The organism is Apilactobacillus ozensis DSM 23829 = JCM 17196, assembly GCF_001435995.1.
In the GTDB taxonomy this organism is placed as follows: domain Bacteria; phylum Bacillota; class Bacilli; order Lactobacillales; family Lactobacillaceae; genus Apilactobacillus; species Apilactobacillus ozensis.
This window is the reverse complement of sequence record NZ_AYYQ01000001.1, coordinates 76,245-96,149: the sequence shown is the minus strand read 5'-3', so window position 1 is coordinate 96,149 and position 19,905 is coordinate 76,245. Positions and strand designations below refer to the sequence as shown.

Annotated in this window: 24 protein-coding genes; 22 read left to right on the top strand and 2 right to left on the bottom strand. The window is 33.0% G+C overall.

The features are described from left to right. Window positions 1-12: 12 nt before the first annotated feature. Window positions 13-807 (bottom strand): methylenetetrahydrofolate reductase, encoded by a 795-nt coding sequence (locus FD06_RS00485; RefSeq protein ID WP_056965548.1) that lies wholly within the window; start codon window positions 805-807, stop codon window positions 13-15. A gap of 248 nt (window positions 808-1,055) precedes the next feature. On the opposite strand from FD06_RS00485, the gene FD06_RS00480 reads away from it, so the two are divergent. Next, window positions 1,056-1,376, top strand: a complete 321-nt coding sequence (locus FD06_RS00480) for a MazG nucleotide pyrophosphohydrolase domain-containing protein (protein ID WP_054657364.1) — start codon at window positions 1,056-1,058, stop codon at window positions 1,374-1,376. A 46-nt stretch (window positions 1,377-1,422) separates the two neighbouring features. On the opposite strand, the gene FD06_RS00475 is transcribed toward FD06_RS00480, so the two are convergent. Continuing rightward, a complete protein-coding gene (locus FD06_RS00475) occupies window positions 1,423-3,156 on the bottom strand; it encodes a phospho-sugar mutase (protein WP_056965547.1) in 1,734 nt (577 codons plus the stop codon). Between the two features lie 176 nt (window positions 3,157-3,332). Here FD06_RS00475 and FD06_RS00470 point away from each other — a divergent pair, with 176 nt between their 5' ends. The 21 genes from FD06_RS00470 to FD06_RS00370 all read left to right on the top strand — a co-directional run bounded on the left by FD06_RS00470 (window position 3,333) and on the right by FD06_RS00370 (window position 19,893). Next, window positions 3,333-3,650, top strand: a complete 318-nt coding sequence (locus FD06_RS00470; protein ID WP_054657362.1) for a PadR family transcriptional regulator — start codon at window positions 3,333-3,335, stop codon at window positions 3,648-3,650. After that, window positions 3,643-4,224: a DUF1700 domain-containing protein gene (locus FD06_RS00465; protein WP_054657360.1), complete on the top strand. Its 582-nt coding sequence runs from the start codon at window positions 3,643-3,645 to the stop codon at window positions 4,222-4,224. The genes FD06_RS00470 and FD06_RS00465 overlap by 8 nt, the downstream gene beginning before the upstream one ends. A gap of 15 nt (window positions 4,225-4,239) precedes the next feature. Beyond that, window positions 4,240-5,178: a DUF4097 family beta strand repeat-containing protein gene (locus FD06_RS00460; protein ID WP_056965546.1), complete on the top strand. Its 939-nt coding sequence runs from the start codon at window positions 4,240-4,242 to the stop codon at window positions 5,176-5,178. A 209-nt stretch (window positions 5,179-5,387) separates the two neighbouring features. Next, complete coding sequence (locus FD06_RS00455; RefSeq protein WP_056965545.1) at window positions 5,388-6,341, top strand: beta-ketoacyl-ACP synthase III; 954 nt, start codon at window positions 5,388-5,390, stop codon at window positions 6,339-6,341. Between the two features lie 25 nt (window positions 6,342-6,366). Then, entirely contained in the window at window positions 6,367-6,612 is a 246-nt protein-coding gene (locus FD06_RS00450) for an acyl carrier protein (RefSeq protein ID WP_054657352.1), read from the top strand. A gap of 26 nt (window positions 6,613-6,638) precedes the next feature. Continuing rightward, window positions 6,639-7,544 (top strand): ACP S-malonyltransferase, encoded by a 906-nt coding sequence (locus tag FD06_RS00445; protein ID WP_054657350.1) that lies wholly within the window; start codon window positions 6,639-6,641, stop codon window positions 7,542-7,544. Between the two features lies 1 nt (window position 7,545). Further along, window positions 7,546-8,286: a 3-oxoacyl-ACP reductase FabG gene (gene fabG / locus FD06_RS00440; RefSeq protein ID WP_056965544.1), complete on the top strand. Its 741-nt coding sequence runs from the start codon at window positions 7,546-7,548 to the stop codon at window positions 8,284-8,286. Window positions 8,287-8,331: 45 nt separating this feature from the next. After that, a complete protein-coding gene (locus tag FD06_RS00435; protein ID WP_054657348.1) occupies window positions 8,332-8,769 on the top strand; it encodes an acetyl-CoA carboxylase biotin carboxyl carrier protein in 438 nt (145 codons plus the stop codon). Between the two features lie 2 nt (window positions 8,770-8,771). Further along, a complete protein-coding gene (locus tag FD06_RS00430) occupies window positions 8,772-9,185 on the top strand; it encodes a 3-hydroxyacyl-ACP dehydratase FabZ family protein (protein ID WP_056965543.1) in 414 nt (137 codons plus the stop codon). Between the two features lie 20 nt (window positions 9,186-9,205). Then, window positions 9,206-10,582, top strand: coding sequence for an acetyl-CoA carboxylase biotin carboxylase subunit (locus FD06_RS00425; protein ID WP_056965542.1), 1,377 nt, complete (start codon window positions 9,206-9,208; stop codon window positions 10,580-10,582). Between the two features lie 22 nt (window positions 10,583-10,604). Next, window positions 10,605-11,381 (top strand): acetyl-CoA carboxylase carboxyltransferase subunit beta, encoded by a 777-nt coding sequence (locus tag FD06_RS00420; RefSeq protein WP_056965574.1) that lies wholly within the window; start codon window positions 10,605-10,607, stop codon window positions 11,379-11,381. A gap of 12 nt (window positions 11,382-11,393) precedes the next feature. Then, entirely contained in the window at window positions 11,394-12,164 is a 771-nt protein-coding gene (accA, locus tag FD06_RS00415) for an acetyl-CoA carboxylase carboxyltransferase subunit alpha (protein WP_056965541.1), read from the top strand. 46 nt (window positions 12,165-12,210) lie between these two features. After that, window positions 12,211-12,972: an enoyl-ACP reductase FabI gene (gene fabI, locus FD06_RS00410; protein WP_054657346.1), complete on the top strand. Its 762-nt coding sequence runs from the start codon at window positions 12,211-12,213 to the stop codon at window positions 12,970-12,972. Then, window positions 12,953-13,561, top strand: a complete 609-nt coding sequence (locus FD06_RS00405; RefSeq protein WP_237757211.1) for a 4'-phosphopantetheinyl transferase family protein — start codon at window positions 12,953-12,955, stop codon at window positions 13,559-13,561. Before fabI ends, FD06_RS00405 begins: the two co-directional genes overlap by 20 nt. A 44-nt stretch (window positions 13,562-13,605) precedes the next feature. After that, window positions 13,606-14,331: a biotin--[acetyl-CoA-carboxylase] ligase gene (locus FD06_RS00400; RefSeq protein ID WP_162255995.1), complete on the top strand. Its 726-nt coding sequence runs from the start codon at window positions 13,606-13,608 to the stop codon at window positions 14,329-14,331. A 21-nt stretch (window positions 14,332-14,352) separates the two neighbouring features. Further along, window positions 14,353-14,796 carry a 3-hydroxyacyl-ACP dehydratase FabZ gene (fabZ, locus tag FD06_RS00395; protein ID WP_056965538.1) on the top strand — a complete coding sequence of 148 codons (444 nt, stop codon included), beginning with the start codon at window positions 14,353-14,355 and terminating at the stop codon, window positions 14,794-14,796. Window positions 14,797-14,810: 14 nt separating this feature from the next. Next, window positions 14,811-16,046 (top strand): beta-ketoacyl-ACP synthase II, encoded by a 1,236-nt coding sequence (gene fabF, locus FD06_RS00390; RefSeq protein WP_056965537.1) that lies wholly within the window; start codon window positions 14,811-14,813, stop codon window positions 16,044-16,046. A 120-nt stretch (window positions 16,047-16,166) separates the two neighbouring features. Beyond that, window positions 16,167-17,156, top strand: a complete 990-nt coding sequence (gene galE / locus FD06_RS00385) for a UDP-glucose 4-epimerase GalE (protein ID WP_056965536.1) — start codon at window positions 16,167-16,169, stop codon at window positions 17,154-17,156. A gap of 74 nt (window positions 17,157-17,230) precedes the next feature. Further along, complete coding sequence (locus tag FD06_RS00380; protein WP_054657338.1) at window positions 17,231-18,136, top strand: aldo/keto reductase; 906 nt, start codon at window positions 17,231-17,233, stop codon at window positions 18,134-18,136. 127 nt (window positions 18,137-18,263) lie between these two features. Then, the gene (locus FD06_RS00375; protein WP_056965535.1) at window positions 18,264-19,166 is read left to right on the top strand and encodes a DMT family transporter; all 903 of its coding nucleotides are present in this window, start codon (window positions 18,264-18,266) and stop codon (window positions 19,164-19,166) included. A 109-nt stretch (window positions 19,167-19,275) separates the two neighbouring features. Beyond that, window positions 19,276-19,893: a TetR/AcrR family transcriptional regulator gene (locus FD06_RS00370; protein WP_056965534.1), complete on the top strand. Its 618-nt coding sequence runs from the start codon at window positions 19,276-19,278 to the stop codon at window positions 19,891-19,893. Window positions 19,894-19,905 lie beyond the last annotated feature (12 nt).

Below are 19,905 nucleotides of genomic sequence, written 5' to 3'. Positions count from 1 at the left end.
ATAACATTCTTTCTATTTAAAATTATGTTTAATTTTATCATAGATAGCATCGGTAGTTTGCCAGTCATTCATAGTATAAAGATGAATTCCATCCACATTATGCATTAGTAAATCATTAATTTGTTTAATTGAAAAGTTAATTCCATATTGATCTAAGTCTTTAACATTATCAAAGCTATTATGAGTAGATATTTTATTATGTTCTAGCCAATGTAGTTGATATTCCTTAGTTATTGGCATGATTCCTGAAAACAGTGGAACGTTAATTCCATGCTCACGAATTTTATTTATAAATTGATATACTTTTTGGTTATCAAAGCAAATTTGAGAAATTAATCCAATAGCTCCAGCATCAACTTTTATTTTAAGATGTTCAATATCTGATTCTAAATTTTTAGCTTTTGGATGCTTTTCTGGGTAACAAGTACCAAAAACTTCAATTGAGTTATCATATGATTTAATGAACTTGACTAAATCACTAGCATATTGAAAATCTTTTTTTATTTTAATTCCATGGTATAAATTGCCTTGCAATGCTAGCACTCGATGGATTCCATATTTTTCCATGGTTTTTAACTCTTTAACGATTTCATCCTTAGTTTTGCTAATTCCTGACATGTGTACTAATACGGGGATTCCCAAATCTTTTTTAATGTAGTTTGTAATCTGTACAACATCTTCAAATTTAGTTTCACTCAGGTTATTTATTGATACAAAGCTTGGTTTCCATTTACCTAAATAGTGTTTTATTAACTGTATTTGATTTAACTCGGCAGATATTTCAATAGAAAACATTTTATTGCTCATAAATTTATTTCCCTTTCAAAATTGTATATTAATTACATACTAATTAATATGTTTAATTGATACAACCTTATTTTATTGTTTTATAAAAATGTTGTTATTCATGATATAATCTTAAGAAAATAAGGAAATTAGCATGAAATATTCGTTAAATAAGCATATACCAATAAAAATGTTATTAGATTTATGTAGTAGCGTAGGTTAGATTTAGTTGCTTTTTATAGAGAACATTAGTTAGGGGGAATACGGGATTGAAAGAAATTAATGAACATCAAGCTTGGTTAAAAGATTTTTATAACAGCAAAGAATGGTATGAATTATCTCCATTTATTAGAATGAATTTTATATCTGAAGAAATTGGAGAACTTGCCAGAGCGGTTAGAGCATTAGAAATTGGGAGAGACCATCCTGGTGAAAAGAAAAAGTCCCATTCTCAATGGGATGACAATTTACATGAAGAATTAGCAGATCTATTAGATCAAGTATTAATATTGGCTTCCAAATATGGTATATCTGGTGAAGAGTTATTGAAATATAGTGAAAATAAATTACATAAACGTTTTAACTTTTAAATAAAAAGGCGGCTCAATACTAAATAGTATTAAGCCGCCTTTTTATTTATAGTAATTTTTCTACTAATTTATGAACATATTCTTCAAAGTTGTTTAATTTTTCTAATGCAGTATCTTTATTTGAAGCATTAGTACCAACATAAAATTTGATTTTAGGCTCAGTTCCTGAAGGTCTAACTGCTAACCAGGTACCATCTGATAACCAATATTTTAAAACATTAGATTTTGGCAAATCAATTTTGGTTTGTTGACCATTTTGACTAGTCTTAACAGATTCCTGAAAATCTTCTGTTGAGACTACTTTCTGGTTACCAAAAGTATCTAAATTAGTATTTCTTAGTTTTTCCATGATTTTAGTCATTTGCTTTTTACCATCAGAACCATTGAATACTTTAGAAATAGTTTTTTCTTCATAAAAACCATACTTTTTATAAATATCTTGTAAGCCATCATAGACAGTTTTGCCTTTTTCTTTATAGTAGGCAGCGACTTCAGCTAACAGCATAGTTGATTGAATTGCATCTTTATCACGGACAAATGGTTTGATTAGATAGCCAAAACTTTCTTCAAATCCAAATAAGAAAGTGTGGTTATGATTCGATTCAAAGTGTTTAATTTGTTCAGCAATAAATTTAAAACCAGTTAAGACGTTGATTGTTTTTATATCATAACTTTCAGCAATTTTGCTTGCTAATTCAGTTGAAACAATTGATTTAACAATTACACCATTTTCAGGCAGCTCATCATTATCTTGCTTAGCTTTTAAAATGTAGTTCATCAAGACCACAGCAATTTGATTACCAGACATTAGTTCATAACTACCGTCTGGTTGTCTAACAGCTGCTCCAAGTCGGTCAGCATCAGGATCAGTTGCAATTAAAATATCTGCTGATACCTTATTACCTAATTTGATTGATAAATTAAAGGCCTCAGGGAATTCTGGATTAGGGAATTTAACCGTTGGAAATTCAGGATCTGAAATAGTTTGTTCAGCTACGATTGAGTAGTTCATAAAACCTGCATCTTGTAAGGCTCTTCTAGCCAATACTTTACCGGTTCCATGAAGCGGAGTATATACAAATTTTAAGTTTTTTCCGGCTTTTTTGATTAAAGTATGATTAATGTTAACTGATTTAGCTTCCTTCAAATAAGCTTCGTCAACATCTTCGCCAATAATTTTTATTAAGCTATTTTTTCTTAAATCACGGATTGGCATGGCTTGAATAGCAAATAAGTCTGAAGCTTTTCTAACAAAACTAGTAATCATGTCCGAAGCTTTAGGTGGCATTTGACCACCATCTTCACCATATATTTTAAAGCCATTATATTGTTTAGGATTGTGACTAGCCGTAATCATAATTCCGGCAAATGCGTTTAGATGTCTTACCGCAAATGACAATTCTGGAGTAGGTCTAATTCCATCAAAAACATATGATGGAATATTGTGATGACCTAAAACTCGAGCGGCCTCATATGCAAATTCTTTAGAGTTGTATCTCGAATCAAAACTAATGGCAACGCCACGTTTTTTAGTTTCCTCGTCTAAAGTATCCATATAATTAGATAGTCCTTCAGTAGCCTGTCTAATTGTAAATATATTTATACGGTTAGTTCCGGCTCCCATTAAACCACGCATTCCAGCGGTTCCGAAGGATAAAAATCCATTGAAGGCATCTTCGATTATATCATCTTGTTTATTCATCTCATTAAGGTCCAATTTAATTGATTCTGGAAGGTCTTTTATTTTCTTCCATTGTTTATACATTTCATTTTTAATCATAATAAAATCCCCAATAAATTCGATTATGTTACTATTTGTGATTATAGTTAAACCAACATTTTAAGTCAATTTAATACATATAACATTATATCTTTTTCCAAACGTTTTGACCTTAATTTTGTGCCAATAGTTAACAAACAATATTATATGTAATATAATATTGTTGAGGTGATAATATGACTGTTCAAATTAGTTCCAAATTACTAGATGGAAGTGTCCTCGGTTTATTATCTGTTAAAGATTATTATGGATATGCATTAACTCAGGAGGTCCAAAAATATATAGCAGTTTCTGAATCAACAATGTATCCAGTGCTGCGTCGCTTGAAGTCTAACGGTTTAGTTACTACATATGATGAACCCTATCAAGGCCGAAATCGTAGATACTATCGCATAACAAACTTGGGCTTGAATCATTTAAAAAGTATTAGCTTAGAGTGGAGTCAGTTCAAGAATTCTGTTGATACCATGCTAAGGGGGGATATACATGAATAAATATATAGAAGAATTAAGTAAACTATTAAATGTGCTTTCTAATCAAGATAGGCAGGACGCACTTAGTTTTTATACTGAATATTTACAAGACGGTGGTTTTAAAACTTTTGAAGAATGTTTTGAAAGATTGGGAACTCCTCAAATGTTAGCTAATAAAATTATCGCTAACTATCGTAATGACAGTTACAACGGATATACACGCGATAAAAGAAACGTTTCTACTGTATTAATATTAATGTTATGCATTATTGCGATTCCATTTGTAATTACTGCGGTTTCAATTATTTTTTCAATACTTGTAGCAATATTTTCAATTGTATTTTCTATTTTTGTGACAATTGCTGCTTTAGGTTTAGCGGCTATAATTATTTTCTTTTTATCTTTTTGGTTGCTATTCACAAATTTTTGGATTGGCTTGTTTTATTTAGGCTTAACTTTAGCCACGATTGGATTTGTTGCTATTATATTCGATCCCGTGAAATGGTTAATTGTTAACTTAGTTGTAAGTACCAAGAAAGCTTTTGTTTGGTCTTGTAATCAAGTGAAAAATATATTTTCTAGAATTACAAAGTAGGAGAGTGAAGATAATATGAAAAAAAAGTACGCAATTAGTTTGATTGTTATACTAATTGGAATAGTTCTTATGTTTATAGGATTTATGCGAGATGGAATTCATCCAATCTACTTCAGTAACCATAACTTAATGGTTGCATCTAAAAATAAACATACTTATCATGAAATTAACGGTAAAAAAGTTGCTAATGTTAAATCAATTAACATTGGAAACGATGCCAATGTATTAATTCGACCTAGCTCCAATCCTAGAGTTGTGGTTCATGACGTTAGAGAAAACAATATTAAAGTCAAAATATCTGGTGATAATAACCTTGATATCAGTGGTAACAGTAATTCTGGATTTATGCTTATTGGTTTTTTCCAAGATGTTACCAATAAAGTTGAAATTTACTTACCAGGCAAAACTTATTTAAATTATATTCATCAATATAATCAATCTGGTGACGTCTCTATTAAAAATATAAATACTAAGGCGTTAAATCTAAGTGGCGGTAGTGTTAACTTACAAAATATGGCGATTAATGGCGAATTAAAAGTTGGTAGTACTGATGGTGACGTTATTTTAAAAAATATTAAAGCTAACAATGCGGTTCTTAATAGTGATGATGGAAATGTCTCTGTGAGTGATAGTAATTTTAACAAGGGTGAAAGCCAGATTGTTTCTAGTAACGGTGATATTAAATTTAGAAACGTAGTATTTGATTCACTTTACTGTGATTCCAGTAATGGTAATATTGGATTTAATAATCTAGTGGCTAATAAGCATTTGAAGATACAGTCTGAAGACGGTGATATTTCAGGTCGATTAGTTAACGATAAGAATGTGAGAATATCTGCTAAATCTGATGATGGCAGTACAAATGTTTATCAACCTAATAACTATTTAAATTCTAAAAATATTAAGAATTATGATTTTTATACTAGCGATGGTGATATTAACGTATCTAAGTAATACGTATAAAATAAGTTACAGATTAAAATAATCGTAACTTATTTTTTTTGATGTGATTATATTTGCTGAAAGCCTGTATAAGATTGGCTATTTTCACTTTGATTTAGTAAGTATGATATTCTTAATGGTTGAAAAAAAGTTAAAAATATCAGAAACTATAACAGTAGTTTTAGAAATTATACTTATTTTTTATTATTGAAGGAGACATCATGAGCGGTTTTTCCATTTTATCGACTGCTAAAGCTGTTCCTGAAAAAGTAGTTACTAATGACGATTTAGCAAAAATCATGGATACTTCTGATGAATGGATTACCAGAAGAACTGGGATTAAAACGCGTCACATTGCTAATAAGGAGACGACTACTTCTTTATGTACTAATGTTGCTGAAAAACTGCTTCAAAGAGCGAGGGTTGATGTTTCAGAAATAGATTTCATAATTGTTGGAACTATGTCTTCTGATTATCAAACGCCTTCGACTGCAGCTGCTGTTCAAGGCCTAATTGGGGCGACAAATGCAGTTGCATTTGATATTAATGCTGCTTGTTCAGGATTTGTGTTTGGATTAGACATTTTGAATTCATTATTGAATCAAAAAGTTGAATCTAAGGGAATTCTGATTGGTGGTGAAACACTTAGCAAAATGATTGATTGGAACGACCGTAGCACTGCGGTATTATTTGGTGATGGAGCTGGTGGAGTTTTAGTTTCGAATCAAGGCAGTGGTCAAATATTATCTAAAGATTTAAAGACTTATGGTGATAAAGGAAGTTCCCTAACTGCTGGACATATGAGTAAAACAGATAAAAACGCTGATATTTACTTTCACATGGATGGTCGAGCAGTTTATGATTTTGCTACGCATAGCGTTCCAGCTTCTATTACAAGAGCTGCTGATGTTGCAAAACTTGACTTAAAAGACATTGATTATTTTGTTTTGCATCAGGCGAATGCTAGGATTATAAAAAGTGTTTCTAGGAAATTAGGTATCAGCATTGATCGTTTTCCAATCAACATTAATCACTACGGGAATACTGCAGCAGCTAGCGAACCGATTTTGTTAGAAGAATTGACACAGCATGGTACAATAACTAGGGGTAACATTGTTGCCCTTTCTGGTTTTGGTGGCGGCCTAACCACTGGAACTGTTATTTTAAAATACTAAATTATATTATGGAGTGAATTATATTATGGCAGACAAGAATGCAATTTTTGATAAAGTAAAAGAAATCGTTGTGGACCAATCAGACGTTAAGGCTGAAGACATTAAAATGGACACTAACTTCAAAGAAAACTTGGATTTAGACAGTCTTGACTTATTTGAAATCGTTGACGCTTTAGAAGACGAATACGACATTGAAATTGATTCAGACAATGATATTGAAACTGTAAATCAATTAGTTGATTACGTTGCAAAACAATTAGACGAAAAATAATTAGATTTGCTTAGGAGTGTTTAAATTTGAATATTTGTTATTTATTCAGTGGACAAGGAAGTCAATTTCCAAAGATGGGCCAAGATTTATATAAATCGAATGCTATCTATAAAAAGACCATTGATGAAGCATCTAGTGTTTTAAATTTAAACTTATCAGATCCAGACATTTTTGATAATTCTAAGAATACTCAAATCGCAATCTTAACAATGAGCGTGGCAATTTATCGCATTTTAGCTGATAAGTTACCAAAAGCTAGTGTTGGAATGGGTTTGAGCTTAGGTGAGTATAGTGCTTTAGTTGCTGCTAAAGCACTATCTTTTCAATCAGGGCTAAAATTAGTACATGATCGTTCTATGTACATGGATGAAGCTGGTGAAAAGAACCCAGGTGCAATGGCAGCTGTCTTAGGAATTAGTCCGGATACTGTTAAGCAAGTTTGTGATGATATTGATGGAGTTTATCCTGCTAACTACAATACCGCAAAACAAACCGTAATCGGTGGAACTAAAGATGGTGTAAAAAAAGCAATGGAAGTCTTTAAAGCACAAGGTGTTAAAAGAGTTATTCCGTTGAAAGTTGCAGTAGCATCACACACGCCTTTAATGCAACTAGCATCTGATAAATTATCAGAACGTTTGGCAAATGAAGATTTTAATGAACCTGAATTTACGGTAATGAGTAATACTACCGCAAAACCATTCGCAGCTAGTTCAATTAAGGAAACACTAGTACAACAATTGATTAATCCAACGCATTTTATGCAGGATTTACAGGCAGTTGAAGATAATCAAATTGATGCATTCATTGAAATTGGACCAGGTAATACATTGAGCAAACTAGCTAAGAAAACTGTTAAAGGTGTTCCTACCTACAATGTTGATAGTGTCGATTCATTAAATGCATTACTTGATAAATTAAAGGAGGATTAGCATGGATAATACTGATAAAAAAGTTATTTTAATTACTGGTGCCACCAAAGGACTTGGTCTGGCAGATGCCATTAGATTAGCCAAAGATAGCAATAACATTGTGATTGCTAATTCTCATCGTGATTTGTCAGAAGCTGAACGCGATGAACTACAAAGCAAGTTTGCTAATCCAGTTGATATTTTAGTTGGAGATGTTGCTTCAGAAGACGATGCTAAGTCTATGGTAAATGAAGTGGTTGATAAGTACGGCCGCATTGATGTTTTAATCAATAACGCTGGAATTACGCAAGATACTTTATTAACTAGAATGAAAGCAGAATCATTTAAACAAGTTTTGGATACTAACTTGTTTGGAGTATTCAACATGACTAAATTTGCTTTAAAGAACATGCAAAAGAAACGTCAAGGTTGTATTATCAACATGGCTAGTATTGCGGGATTACACGGTAATTTAGGTCAAGCTAACTATTCTTCAAGTAAAGCGGGAATTGTTGGATTGACTAAGACGACTGCACAAGAAGGTGCGTTACGTGGAATTCGTTGTAATGCAGTAGCTCCAGGGATGATTACTTCTGATATGACTGCTAAGTTAAGTGATAAAAACATCAAGAAGTGGGAAGAACAAATTCCGCTTGGCCGTTTTGGAAATCCAGACGAAGTTGCAGAAGTTGTTGAATTCTTAATTCACAGTAGCTATGTAACTGGTCAAGTAATCACTGTTGATGGCGGCTTAACTATGTAAACTGAGTTAAATAAGAACAAATCTTAATTAACGGGAGAATCTGTAATGAACGAAAAAGATATCGAAAAATTAATGGATAAGTTTGATAATTCCAGTATACAAGAACTTAAAATTGATGGTGAAGATGGAACTAACATTTACTTCAGCAAATTAAGTAGTAAAGATAGCGCCAATGTAGTTAGTGATAATGCTCCAGCTGCAACCTCATCAGTTCCTAATACTGAAACTAAGCCTGCTAACAACAGTAGTAAGATCACTGCACCTTTAGTAGGCATCGTATATTTCTCACCAAGCCCTGAAAAACCAGTTTATAAAAATATTGGCGACCACGTTAAAAAAGGCGAAGTTGTTTGTGTCATTGAAGCCATGAAAGTTATTAATGAAGTTAAGAGTACTGTAAATGGTACGATTACTAAGAAAATGACTGATAATGGTTCAATGGTTGAATATAACCAACCTATTTTTGAAGTGGAGGAGGACTAATCTTGGAATATAACGTACAAGAATTTATTCCACAAAGATATCCATTTCAAATGATTGATAAGATTGAAGAAGCAAAACCAGGAGAGGGCGCAAAAGCAACTAAGCTTTTGAATGTCAACGAATGGTTTTTTCAAAATCAACATAAAGAGTTTGGAATGCCTCGACCTTTAGCGATGGAAATGCTAGCTCAAACAGGGGTAGTATCATTGCTTTCTATGCCTGAATATAAAGGTCGTAATGTTTTCTTTGGTGGAATTAAAAATGCTACTTTTGAAGACAGTTTTAGACCTGGAGATAAGTTAGACCTAGCCGTTCAAATGATTAAATTAAAACGTAACATTGGCGAAGGTCACGGAACGATTACTAGAGACGGCAAGATTATTTGTGAAGCTAATTTAATTTTTGCGATTGAATAGCTTTATATAAGGGTGATTTAATGTTTAAGAGAGTTTTAGTCGCAAACCGTGGCGAGATTGCGGTACAAATTATTCGCTCGCTACATGAAATGAACATCGAAGCAGTTGCAGTTTACTCTACAGCTGACAAGGATAGCATGTTTGTTAAATTAGCTGATAAATCAGTTTGTATCGGTGGCCCCTTCCCAAATGAATCGTATTTGGATATGCCATCAATTATTGATGCGGCTTGTTTAACTAATTGTGATGCAATTCATCCTGGATATGGTTTTCTTTCTGAAAATGCTGAATTTGCTGAGTTATGTGAACAATGTCATATTAAATTTATTGGCCCTAGTTCTAAGGTTATTGATTTGATGGGTAATAAATCACATGCCAAAGCTGCCATGAAAAAAAGTGGTGTTCCAACTATTCCAGGTAGTGATGGATTTATTAAAGATATTGATGAAGCCATTAAAATTGCTGATGAAATTGTTTATCCTGTGATGTTAAAAGCCGCAGCTGGTGGTGGTGGTAAAGGAATTAGAAAAATTTCTAATGAAGCCGAACTAAAAAATGTTTTTGCTACCACTAAGCATGAAGCTAAGATGTCATTTGGTGATGATGCAGTATACATGGAAAAAGATTTGAGCAATGCTAAACATATTGAAATGCAGGTTATTGCGGACCAATTTGGCAACGTAGTCTATTTTCCAGAACGTGATTGTTCATTACAACGTGAGCATCAAAAGATTTTGGAAGAAAGTCCATGTATGAAGGTTTCACCAGAGCAACGACACTATCTAGGTGAACTAGTTACCAAGGCAACTAAAGAAATTGGTTATGAAAACACTGGAACTTTCGAATTTTTACTTGATGAAGAAAATATGAAATTTTACTTCATGGAAATGAATACTCGTTTACAAGTGGAGCATACAGTTACGGAAGAAGTGGCTGGAGTTCAACTAATTAAAGATCAAGTATTAGTAGCTGAAGGCGAAAAGCTACCATTTACTCAAGCAGATATTCGTGAAGATAGCTATGCGATTGAATGTCGAATTAATGCTGAAGACCCTCAAAATGGTTTTTTACCTTCACCAGGTAAAATTACTAAGTTAAGTTTTCCATTTGGGACTAAAGGGGTTCGAATTGATTCAGGAGTAGAAGAAGGTAGTGTGATTTCACCTTTCTATGATTCAATGATTGCTAAAATTATTGTGCATATGCCAACTAAGGCGCAGGCAGTTACTAAGATGAAACGAGTAATCAAAGAGTTTGAAATTGAAGGCGTTAATACTAATCGACAATTTCTATGTGACTTGTTAGAAGATAAGAATTTCAATGATTCTAATTTTAATAATTTGTACATTGAAAACTCATTCTTGAAAGAGTGGTTGAAGCAATTTGACACAAAATAATTCTGATACACAAGACTTGCAAATGCTAATGGATAAAATTCCCGATGATTTATGGGTTAAGTGTCCATTTTGTAAAGCAAGTTTTTATAGAAAAAAATTAGGCAAGTATTACGAATGTCCTGAATGTAGTTTTGGTTTTAGAATAGGCCATGAAAAACGTATTTCAATGATTTGTGATAAATTTACGCCAATTAATACTGATTTGAAAACTTCCAGTTGTTTCAATGATGAAAAATATTTAGGTAAACTAAAAAAATCACGTGAAGTAACTGGCTTAAATGAAGGTGTTCAAACTGGAATTGGAAAAATTGGTGACAAAAGTTTTGGAATTGCAGTTATGGATTGGCGTTTTATCATGGGTAGTCTAGGAACTGCAACCGGTGAAAAATTAACGCGTTTATTTGAAAAGTGTACAGAAGATAATTTACCAGTAATTGTTTTTTCGGCATCTGGTGGTGCTAGAATGCAAGAAGGAATTCATTCGTTGATGCAAATGGCTAAAGTTTCTCAAGCAGTTGCTGATCATTCTAAAAAAGGTCTGTTGTACATATCTGTATTAACCGATCCAACAACTGGTGGGGTAACAGCTAGTTTTGCAATGGAAGGCGATATTAATATTTCTGAACCGCATACTTTGATTGGTTTTGCGGGACGTCGAGTAATTGAAAAGACAATTCAACAACGTCCGCCAAAAGATTTTCAAAGAGCGGAAACTTTATTAAAAAATGGTTTTCTAGATGCAATTGTTAAGCGTTCAGAAATGAAATCTACATTAGCTAAGTTATTAGCATGGAACTAGGAGGACACTATTATGACTAAATCAGCATATGAACGTGTAATGGCTGCAAGAGGTTCTAATAAAATTAGTATCCATGACTTAGTAGCTGGTCTAACTGATGATTTTATGGAATTACATGGTGATCGAGCATATGGTGATGATCCAGCAGTTTATACTGGGATTGGAACAATTGATGGTTTGCCAGTAACGATTACCAGTATTCAAAAGGGATTTGATACTGATTCAAATATTGAGCGTCATTTTGGATCAGCAGAACCGGATGGTTATAGAAAAGCCTTGCGTTTAATGAAACAAGCTGAAAAATTTAACCGACCAATTATTAATTTAATAAATACGCCAGGAGCTTATCCTGGGGTAGATGCTGAGTATCATGGCCAAGGTTATATGATTGCGCAATCCATTATGCAAGGCTTAAATTTATCGGTACCATACATTAGTATCATTGTTGGTGAAGGTGGCAGTGGCGGTGCTTTAGCACTGGCTGTAGGTGATTGTGTCTGGGCAATGGAAAATAGTGTCTATTCAATTTTATCGCCTGAAGGTTATGCCACCATTTTATGGAAAGATTCAAGTAGGGCAGCTGAAGCAGCTGAACAAATGGGATTAACTCCCGAAGATTTAATTAAAAATGGAATTATTGACAAAATAATTCCTGAAGTTCATGACGAAGAAACAATGAACAATTTAAAAAATGAATTATTGACACAGATAAATAAACTAAAGAAACTACCTAAAGATGAACTGTTAGACAACCGTCATAAACGTTATCGAAAGTTTAACTAAACGTAATTTCTAATAATGATTTTATTAATTTAGGAGGCCAAATCTGATGGCAGGAATCTTAGACGGAAAAAGAATTGTTGTAATGGGAGTTGCTAATAGACGTAGTATTGCTTGGGGATGTGCCAAGACCCTTATGGATCAAGGTGCTCAAGTTATTTTGACTTATCAAAATGACCGTCTAAAACGTCAACTAGAAAAAATTGCTCCAGAAAATACGCCAATGATTCAATGTGACGTTGCCGAAGATGCTAACGTAGAAAATACTTTTAATACTATTAAAGAAGAATACGGTAACATTGACGGTGTTGTTCACGCAATTGCATATGCTGATAAAAAGACTTTATCTGGTGGCGTTATTGACGTTGAAAAAGATGGTTACAATCTTGCACAAGACATTAGTGCATATTCATTAATTTCGGTTTCTAGATATGCAAGTAAAATTATGCATGCTGGCGGAAGTATTGCGACTTTAACTTACATGGGTTCTACTAGAGCTATTCCTTCATACAATATGATGGGGGTTGCTAAAGCAGCCCTTGAAGCAAATGTTAGATATTTAGCTCGTGACTTAGGTGAAAAGGAAATCCGTGTTAACGCTATTTCTGCCGGTGCCATTAAGACTTTAGCGGTTACTGGAATTAAGAATCACGGTGACTTACTTAAAGAATCTGAAATTCGTACCGTAGATGGCAAGAGTGTCGATATTTTTCAAGTTGGCGGCACTGCAGCTTTCTTAATGAGTGATTTATCTTCAGGAATTACCGGTGACCTAATTTACGTTGATAAAGGTGTTCACTTATTATCATAATATGAACATTTATATCGATAGTATTAATAACCCAACTTATCAAAATGAATTTAAACAAAGAAAAGTAGATTTTAATAAGTTTCATGAACGTCAAAAGATTGTAGGTCAACATCTTAAAGCTAAGTATTTGGGGTTACCTTATCTGGATGTTTTAAAGGGCATACCTTTTGTGAAAAATAAACACGCTAAGCCATATTTAAAGTCGAAAAAATGTTTTTTTAATATTTCTAACTCATACGAACTGGTTATTTTAGTAACTGGTTCAAGTGATTTAGGCGTAGATATTGAAAAAAAACGTGATTTTTCGTATAAACGAATTACTAGTGCTTTTAATCCTGACGAATTAGATTATTTATCTAAGCAGGTTGGTACTGAACAAAGCATCATGACTTTAAAATTATGGACTATCAAAGAATCGGTTTTAAAACAGGTTGGGGTAGGTTTATCTGGAAACCCTAAAAGCGTTCATATTGATTTGGAAAACTTACAGTATGCCAACCGTGATAATTGTATCTACCTTTTACAAGATTTAAATTTTTTTGATAAGTATCTAGGTACAATAGCGATAAAACAAGAAAAGTGTGATTAACTGTGGACGAAAGCAAGCTTTATGAAATGCTGGAATCAAAACACGTGCCGAACATTAAGATTTTTAATGAATTAAATTCTACTAATCAATATTGTTTAGATAATAATGTTGTTGATGCCTCGATTATAGTTTCTAAGAAGCAAACTGCTGGAAGAGGTCAAAGAGGTCATAAATTTTATTCACCTAAGGATACTGGAATATATTTTTCAATGGTTTTACCAGTTTCAACTCGTTTTTTGGTTAATCCTGGGATGTTAACAATTGGGGCTGGAGTTGCAGTGTCAAAAGCTATTTATGAACTGAGTGGAATTAAAGTAGGCCTGAAATGGATTAACGATGTTTATTTGAATAATCATAAATGCATTGGAATTTTGGTTGAAACTAACATGGATGAAGATAATCACATCCAAAGTTTTGTCATTGGAGTAGGTTTGAACTTATATCCTAATGATTTTCCCAGTGATATTCGTCATAGAGCTGGTTTTTTATTTAAACAGCATAGTTTTTCAAACGAAAAAATCATTGCTAAAATATATAATAATGTTGTTAATATGTATTTTAATCAATCTAATCGATATATATTGGATAAATACCGAAATATGTTAATATGGGTTGGTAAAAAAGTACAGATTAACATTGAAAAAAATGGATTAGTGTATGGAGTAATACAGGGAATAGATGATTTATCAAGATTGCTGGTTAAAATAGATACCGGACATGTATATCACTGCAACTACTCTGATGCTTCTAATCTTAGACTTATAGAATAATATCAATAAGGAGTGCTGATTTTGAGCGTACTAAATACAACAGAAATTATGGATTTAATTCCTAACCGTTATCCTATTTTATACATTGACAGGGTGGAAGAACTAGTTCCAGACGAAAAAATTGTAGCTACTAAGAACGTTACAATCAATGAAAACTACTTCCAAGGTCATTTTCCTGGAAACCCTGTAATGCCTGGAGTTTTAATTATTGAATCGATGGCACAAGCTGCATCTATCTTGATTCTAAAGAGTGAAAAGTACAAAGATAAAACAGCTTACATGGGTGAAATTAAAAACGCTAAATTTAGAAAAATGGTTAAACCTGGTGATGTTATTACTTTTGAAATCATCATGGGTAAACAAAAGAAAAACATGGGAGTTGTTGATTGTACAGCATATGTTGATGACAAGAAAGCTTGTCAAGCACAATTAACTTTCATCGTTCCTGATGTTAAACGTAAATAAAGGAGGACATTAAAATGCAACATCGAGTTGTAGTTACTGGAATGGGAGCAGTTAGTCCTTTAGGTAACGATTTAGATTCATTTTTAGATGGTATTTTTGCTTCTGAAACAGGAATTGCCCCAATCACACATTTTGATGCTAGTGAAACTGGAGTTACATTGGCTGCTGAAGTAAATGATTTTGATCCATTACAACGTTTAGATAAAAAAGTTTCAAAACGTATGGATAATTTTTCTAGATATGCAGTTTATTCTGCAATGGAAGCTATGGAAAACGCCGGATTAAGTAAGGGCGACTATGATCCCTATGACTTGGGAGTTATTTATGGTTCAGGAATTGGTGGCTTAACAACGATTCAAGAACAAGCTATTAAGATGAGTAAAAAGGGACCTGGTCGTGTTTCACCATTCTTCGTTCCAAACTCAATTATCAACATGGCGGCGGGAAACATTTCTATTAATTTAGATGCTAGAAATACCAGTCAAGCCATTGTTACAGCATGTTCTTCAGGAACCAATGCAATTGGGGATGCTTACGAACACATTAAAAATGGTAAAGCAAAGTTAATGATTGCTGGTGGTTCTGAAGCTTCAGTCAATGAACTAGGAATTGCTGGTTTTGCGGCATTATCTGCACTATCAACATCTGAAACAGTTGAAAATGGTTCAATTCCATTTGATAAAAACCGAAATGGTTTTGTTATGGGTGAAGGTGCTGGTACATTAATCCTTGAAGATTATGACCATGCTAAAGCTCGTGGTGCTAAAATTTTAGGTGAAATTGTTGGATACGGAACTACAAGTGATGCTTATCATTTAACTGCACCTAGACCTGATGGTGCCGGTGCAATTGCTGCTATGAAACAAGCAGTTGATGAGGGTGACATTAAAACATCTGATTTAGATTACGTTAATGCACATGGAACTAGTACCCATGCTAATGATTCTGCTGAATCTAAGGCTATTAGTACTTTATTCAGTGATAACGACCATATCAAAGTAAGTAGTACTAAGGGAATGACAGGTCATGCTTTAGGTGCTGCTGGGGCTTTAGAAGCGGTTATTACTGTAGGTGCTTTAAACCGTGGTCAAATGCCGGTCAATGTTGGTGTTAAAGAACAAGATCCTGAATGTGATGTTAATTTAGTAAATGAAGAAAATAAAAAATCCGATGTAACTACTGCAATTAGTAATTCATTTGGTTTTGGTGGTCATAACGCCGTTCTCGCATTTAAAAAATATAGCAAATAATAAAAAGACCTTTTTTAGGTCTTTTTTTATTATTTATATATAATTAAAGTATTTATTCTTGATTAATTAATTCAGATTATAAATAATAGAGTTAAAGAATTCGATGGGAGTTTTAATAATATGACGATTTTAGTTCCAGGAGGAGCCGGCTATATCGGTTCGCATACGGTTAATTATTTAATCAAAAATGGATATGATGTTGCAGTTGTTGATAATTTAGCAACGGGATATTCTAAAAGTGTTAATCCTAAGGCTAGACTATATGAAGGTGACATTCGTGATAAAGAATTTATGAGTGAAATCTTTGATAAGGAAAGCATAGATGCAGTTATACATTTTGCGGGAAGTTCAATAGTTCCAGAATCGATGAATAACCCAATTAAATATTTTGACAATAATGTTTATGGAATGATTACTTTATTGGAAATGATGGAAAAATATCATGTCAAAAATTTAGTATTTTCTTCATCTGCCGCAGTATACGGTGAACCTAAGCAAGTACCAATCAAGGAGTCTGATATTACTAATCCAACCAATCCTTATGGAGAAAGTAAGCTAATTATTGAAAGAATTATGAAGTGGGCTGATAAAGCTTATGGAATCAATTCAGTCGCCTTACGTTACTTTAATGTTGGTGGAGCCAGCGTTGATGGTTCCATTGGTGAAAACCATAATCCAGAGACGCATTTGATTCCAATCGTGTTACAAGTTGCTGAGGGTAAGCGTGATAAATTGCAAATTTATGGAACTAATTACGATACTAATGATGGAACTAACATTAGAGATTATGTTCATGTAGTAGATTTAGCTGATGCACATGTTTTAGCTATGCAATATCTTTTAAATGGTGGTAAGTCTGATGTATTCAATTTGGGTTCATCACATGGCTTTTCTAACATGGAAATTTTAGACGCTGCTCGTAAAGTTACCAATAAGGGAATTCCTGCTGAATTTGCAGCTAGACGACCTGGCGATCCCGCTACTTTAATTGCCGATTCCACTAAAGCTCGTACAGTGCTTAACTGGCAACCCAAATACGAAAACGTTGAAAAAATAATTCAATCCGCTTGGAATTTTGTTGAAAAACATCCTAATGGATTATCTAAATAGTAAACAGCATTGTTGAATTTTAATGTTAATTTCGATAGCATATAATAGTAGTAATTCAAAGGAGGAACACGTTCATGGATAGATTAGAAGGTCTAGAACAAACAACCACCTTAAACAATGGTGTTAAAATGCCTAAATTAGGTTTAGGTGTTTGGAAAACTGATAATAAAAGTGCAAAAGAATCTGTAAAAACTGCAATTAAAAAGGGTTATCATTTAATTGATACAGCTAAACAATACGGAAATGAAACTGGTGTTGGTGAAGGAATTAAAGAAGCCTTAGCTGAAACTGGCATGAATCGTAAAGATTTATTTATTACCACCAAGTTATTTAACGGTGACCAAGGTTATGAAAGTACAATCAACGCTTTAGAAGGTACTTTAAAACGTTTAGATTTAACTTATTTAGACTTATATTTGGTTCACTGGCCAGTTGATGGTAAGTACATTGATACTTGGAAAGCAATGGAAGAACTATACCGTCAAGGCAAAATTAGAGCAATTGGAGTATCTAACTTTGACAATGACCGTCTACAAGATTTATTGAATCATGCGGATATCGTACCTGCAGTTAACCAAATGGAAACTAACCCAATCAACCAAGAAAAGGGTATTTTGGAATTCAACAATCACGCTGGAATTCAATTAGAAGCTTGGTCACCTCTTGGTGGTGGTGAAGCCTTATCAAATCCAGAAGTTAATAAAATAGCTGAAAAACATAATAAATCAGCTGCTCAAGTTATTTTACGTTGGGATTGGCAACGTGGTTTTGTAACCATTCCTAAGTCTTCACACGAAGCCAGAATTATCCAAAATTCTGATATTTTCGACTTTGAATTATCCGAAGCTGAAATGGATGCAATTAACCAACTAGATAAGGGTAAACGTAGTCTATGGTATGAAAATTTTGCATGGCATGGTGGTGAATACGTGGACGAAGTTGACCACTGGGATGATTCACCTAAAAACTACAAAGATTAATTATTTAAGAAATGCATACTACATTTATTGTGGTATGCATTTTTATTTAAGCTTTTTACGAGATAACCGTGGCAGTTAACTATGTTATAATGCAAAAGTTAATAATTTACGATTGGAAGTTTTTAAATTGAATGTACATAAAAAAGTTTTTGGCGCATTTTTGGCAATCTTTGGTTCATTATTATGGGGAATTCAAGGTCCAGTATCACAGTATTTATTTGCGGATAATCATCTATCACCTGAATGGTTGATGGGCGTCAAAATGGGTGTTTCTGGAATTTTAATATTATTATTCACCAAGTTCATTAAACATGAACATATTTTAAAGATCTGGAAGGGTAAAAATAATGTTATTGTTTTTTTACTGTATGCAGTCTTCGGATTATCAGCAGTGCAATATTTATATTTGGTAACGGTTAGAGCTAGTAACGCTGGGACAGCAACCATTTTACAAAGCTTAGGAACCGTTTTTATAGTAATTTTAACGGTCATTATTTATAAACATGCACCTAGTAAATATGAATTAATTGCTGTGCTAGTAGCGTTAATGGGAACGTGGTTATTAGTGACGAAGGGACATTTAACTCACTTGGCCATAACCAATGTAGCTTTAACTTTAGGTCTATTGCTAGCTCTTTCAGGAGCGATTCAAACTATGTTACCCGTTAATTTATTAAAGAAATTCAGCTCATTATTAGTAGTGGGATGGGCCATGATAATTGGTGGCTTTATTTTCACCATTATTCATCCCTTTTGGCATGAAATGCCTAATTTAAATTTAGGAACGGTTTTAGGAGTTTCATTTATTGTGCTATTTGGGACTATGACCTCGTTCTTATGTTTCATTAACAGTCTTAAATTTATTTCGCCAACGGTAGCTGGACTTTTGAACACTTTTGAACCATTATCAGCTACTTTAGGCACAATATTATTTTTAAACACGCCATTTAATGTTTATGAAATTTTTGGTGGAATTATGATTTTAAGCACGGTCTTTATTCTTTCATTAGGAGCTAAAAAAGGTAGCTAATTTAATAGCTGCCTTTTTAATTTTTATAAATAATGAACACCGTGTTGACTTGTTTGTCTAAATGAATATAATTAGTCATTGTATAGTTAATTTATTAGGAGGTGAGTGATTGAAGCAAGACGAGCGAATACTAAAAACTAAAAAAGCAATAATTGATTCGCTTATTATCTTGATTAACCAAAAAGGCTTTAACAATATTAAGGTTACTGATTTGACCAGACAGGCTAAGATTAGTCGCGGTACTTTTTATATCCATTATTTAGACAAGTTTGATTTATTAGACAAAGTTGAGAGTAAGTTAATGCTAGATATAGAAGATTTATTAAATAAATTTATGCCTGAAGAATTAAATCATAGCTATCAAAAAGAAATAACTGATGCACCTTCAGCAGTGGTTATAAAAGCATTAAATTATTTTTATACTAATCGAAAACTCTTAGCAGCTTTATTAAGTGAAAAAGGTGATCCCTTTTTTGTGGGTAAAACTAAAAAACTATTTAATAAAGTTGTAAATAAATATTTTAATGATATGTCTGGAAAGGTTAGATATAATCCAGAAGTTCCAAAAGACTACATTAAAGAACTAATGATGGATCGATTAATGGACATTGTTATTTTTTGGCTTAAAAAAGATAATCCAGAAAAACCAATGGATATTGCTAAAATCATTATTGCTTCACAACGCATAGCTCCTCATCAATTAATTAGTTTTGATACGGAAAGCTAAAAGAAAGGAAAC

What these genes read in the sequence shown, in the direction of transcription:
- FD06_RS00380 (WP_054657338.1), top strand. Translation starts at nt 17,231, where the DNA reads ATGGATAGATTAGAAGGTCTAGAACAAACAACCACCTTAAACAATGGT.
- FD06_RS00460 (WP_056965546.1), top strand. Translation starts at nt 4,240, where the DNA reads ATGAAAAAAAAGTACGCAATTAGTTTGATTGTTATACTAATTGGAATA.
- FD06_RS00485 (WP_056965548.1), bottom strand. Translation starts at nt 807, where the DNA reads ATGAGCAATAAAATGTTTTCTATTGAAATATCTGCCGAGTTAAATCAA.
- FD06_RS00475 (WP_056965547.1), bottom strand. Translation starts at nt 3,156, where the DNA reads ATGATTAAAAATGAAATGTATAAACAATGGAAGAAAATAAAAGACCTT.
- FD06_RS00455 (WP_056965545.1), top strand. Translation starts at nt 5,388, where the DNA reads ATGAGCGGTTTTTCCATTTTATCGACTGCTAAAGCTGTTCCTGAAAAA.
- FD06_RS00420 (WP_056965574.1), top strand. Translation starts at nt 10,605, where the DNA reads ATGCTAATGGATAAAATTCCCGATGATTTATGGGTTAAGTGTCCATTT.
- FD06_RS00465 (WP_054657360.1), top strand. Translation starts at nt 3,643, where the DNA reads ATGAATAAATATATAGAAGAATTAAGTAAACTATTAAATGTGCTTTCT.
- FD06_RS00470 (WP_054657362.1), top strand. Translation starts at nt 3,333, where the DNA reads ATGACTGTTCAAATTAGTTCCAAATTACTAGATGGAAGTGTCCTCGGT.
- FD06_RS00450 (WP_054657352.1), top strand. Translation starts at nt 6,367, where the DNA reads ATGGCAGACAAGAATGCAATTTTTGATAAAGTAAAAGAAATCGTTGTG.
- accA (WP_056965541.1), top strand. Translation starts at nt 11,394, where the DNA reads ATGACTAAATCAGCATATGAACGTGTAATGGCTGCAAGAGGTTCTAAT.
- galE (WP_056965536.1), top strand. Translation starts at nt 16,167, where the DNA reads ATGACGATTTTAGTTCCAGGAGGAGCCGGCTATATCGGTTCGCATACG.
- FD06_RS00425 (WP_056965542.1), top strand. Translation starts at nt 9,206, where the DNA reads ATGTTTAAGAGAGTTTTAGTCGCAAACCGTGGCGAGATTGCGGTACAA.
- fabI (WP_054657346.1), top strand. Translation starts at nt 12,211, where the DNA reads ATGGCAGGAATCTTAGACGGAAAAAGAATTGTTGTAATGGGAGTTGCT.
- fabF (WP_056965537.1), top strand. Translation starts at nt 14,811, where the DNA reads ATGCAACATCGAGTTGTAGTTACTGGAATGGGAGCAGTTAGTCCTTTA.
- FD06_RS00435 (WP_054657348.1), top strand. Translation starts at nt 8,332, where the DNA reads ATGAACGAAAAAGATATCGAAAAATTAATGGATAAGTTTGATAATTCC.
- fabG (WP_056965544.1), top strand. Translation starts at nt 7,546, where the DNA reads ATGGATAATACTGATAAAAAAGTTATTTTAATTACTGGTGCCACCAAA.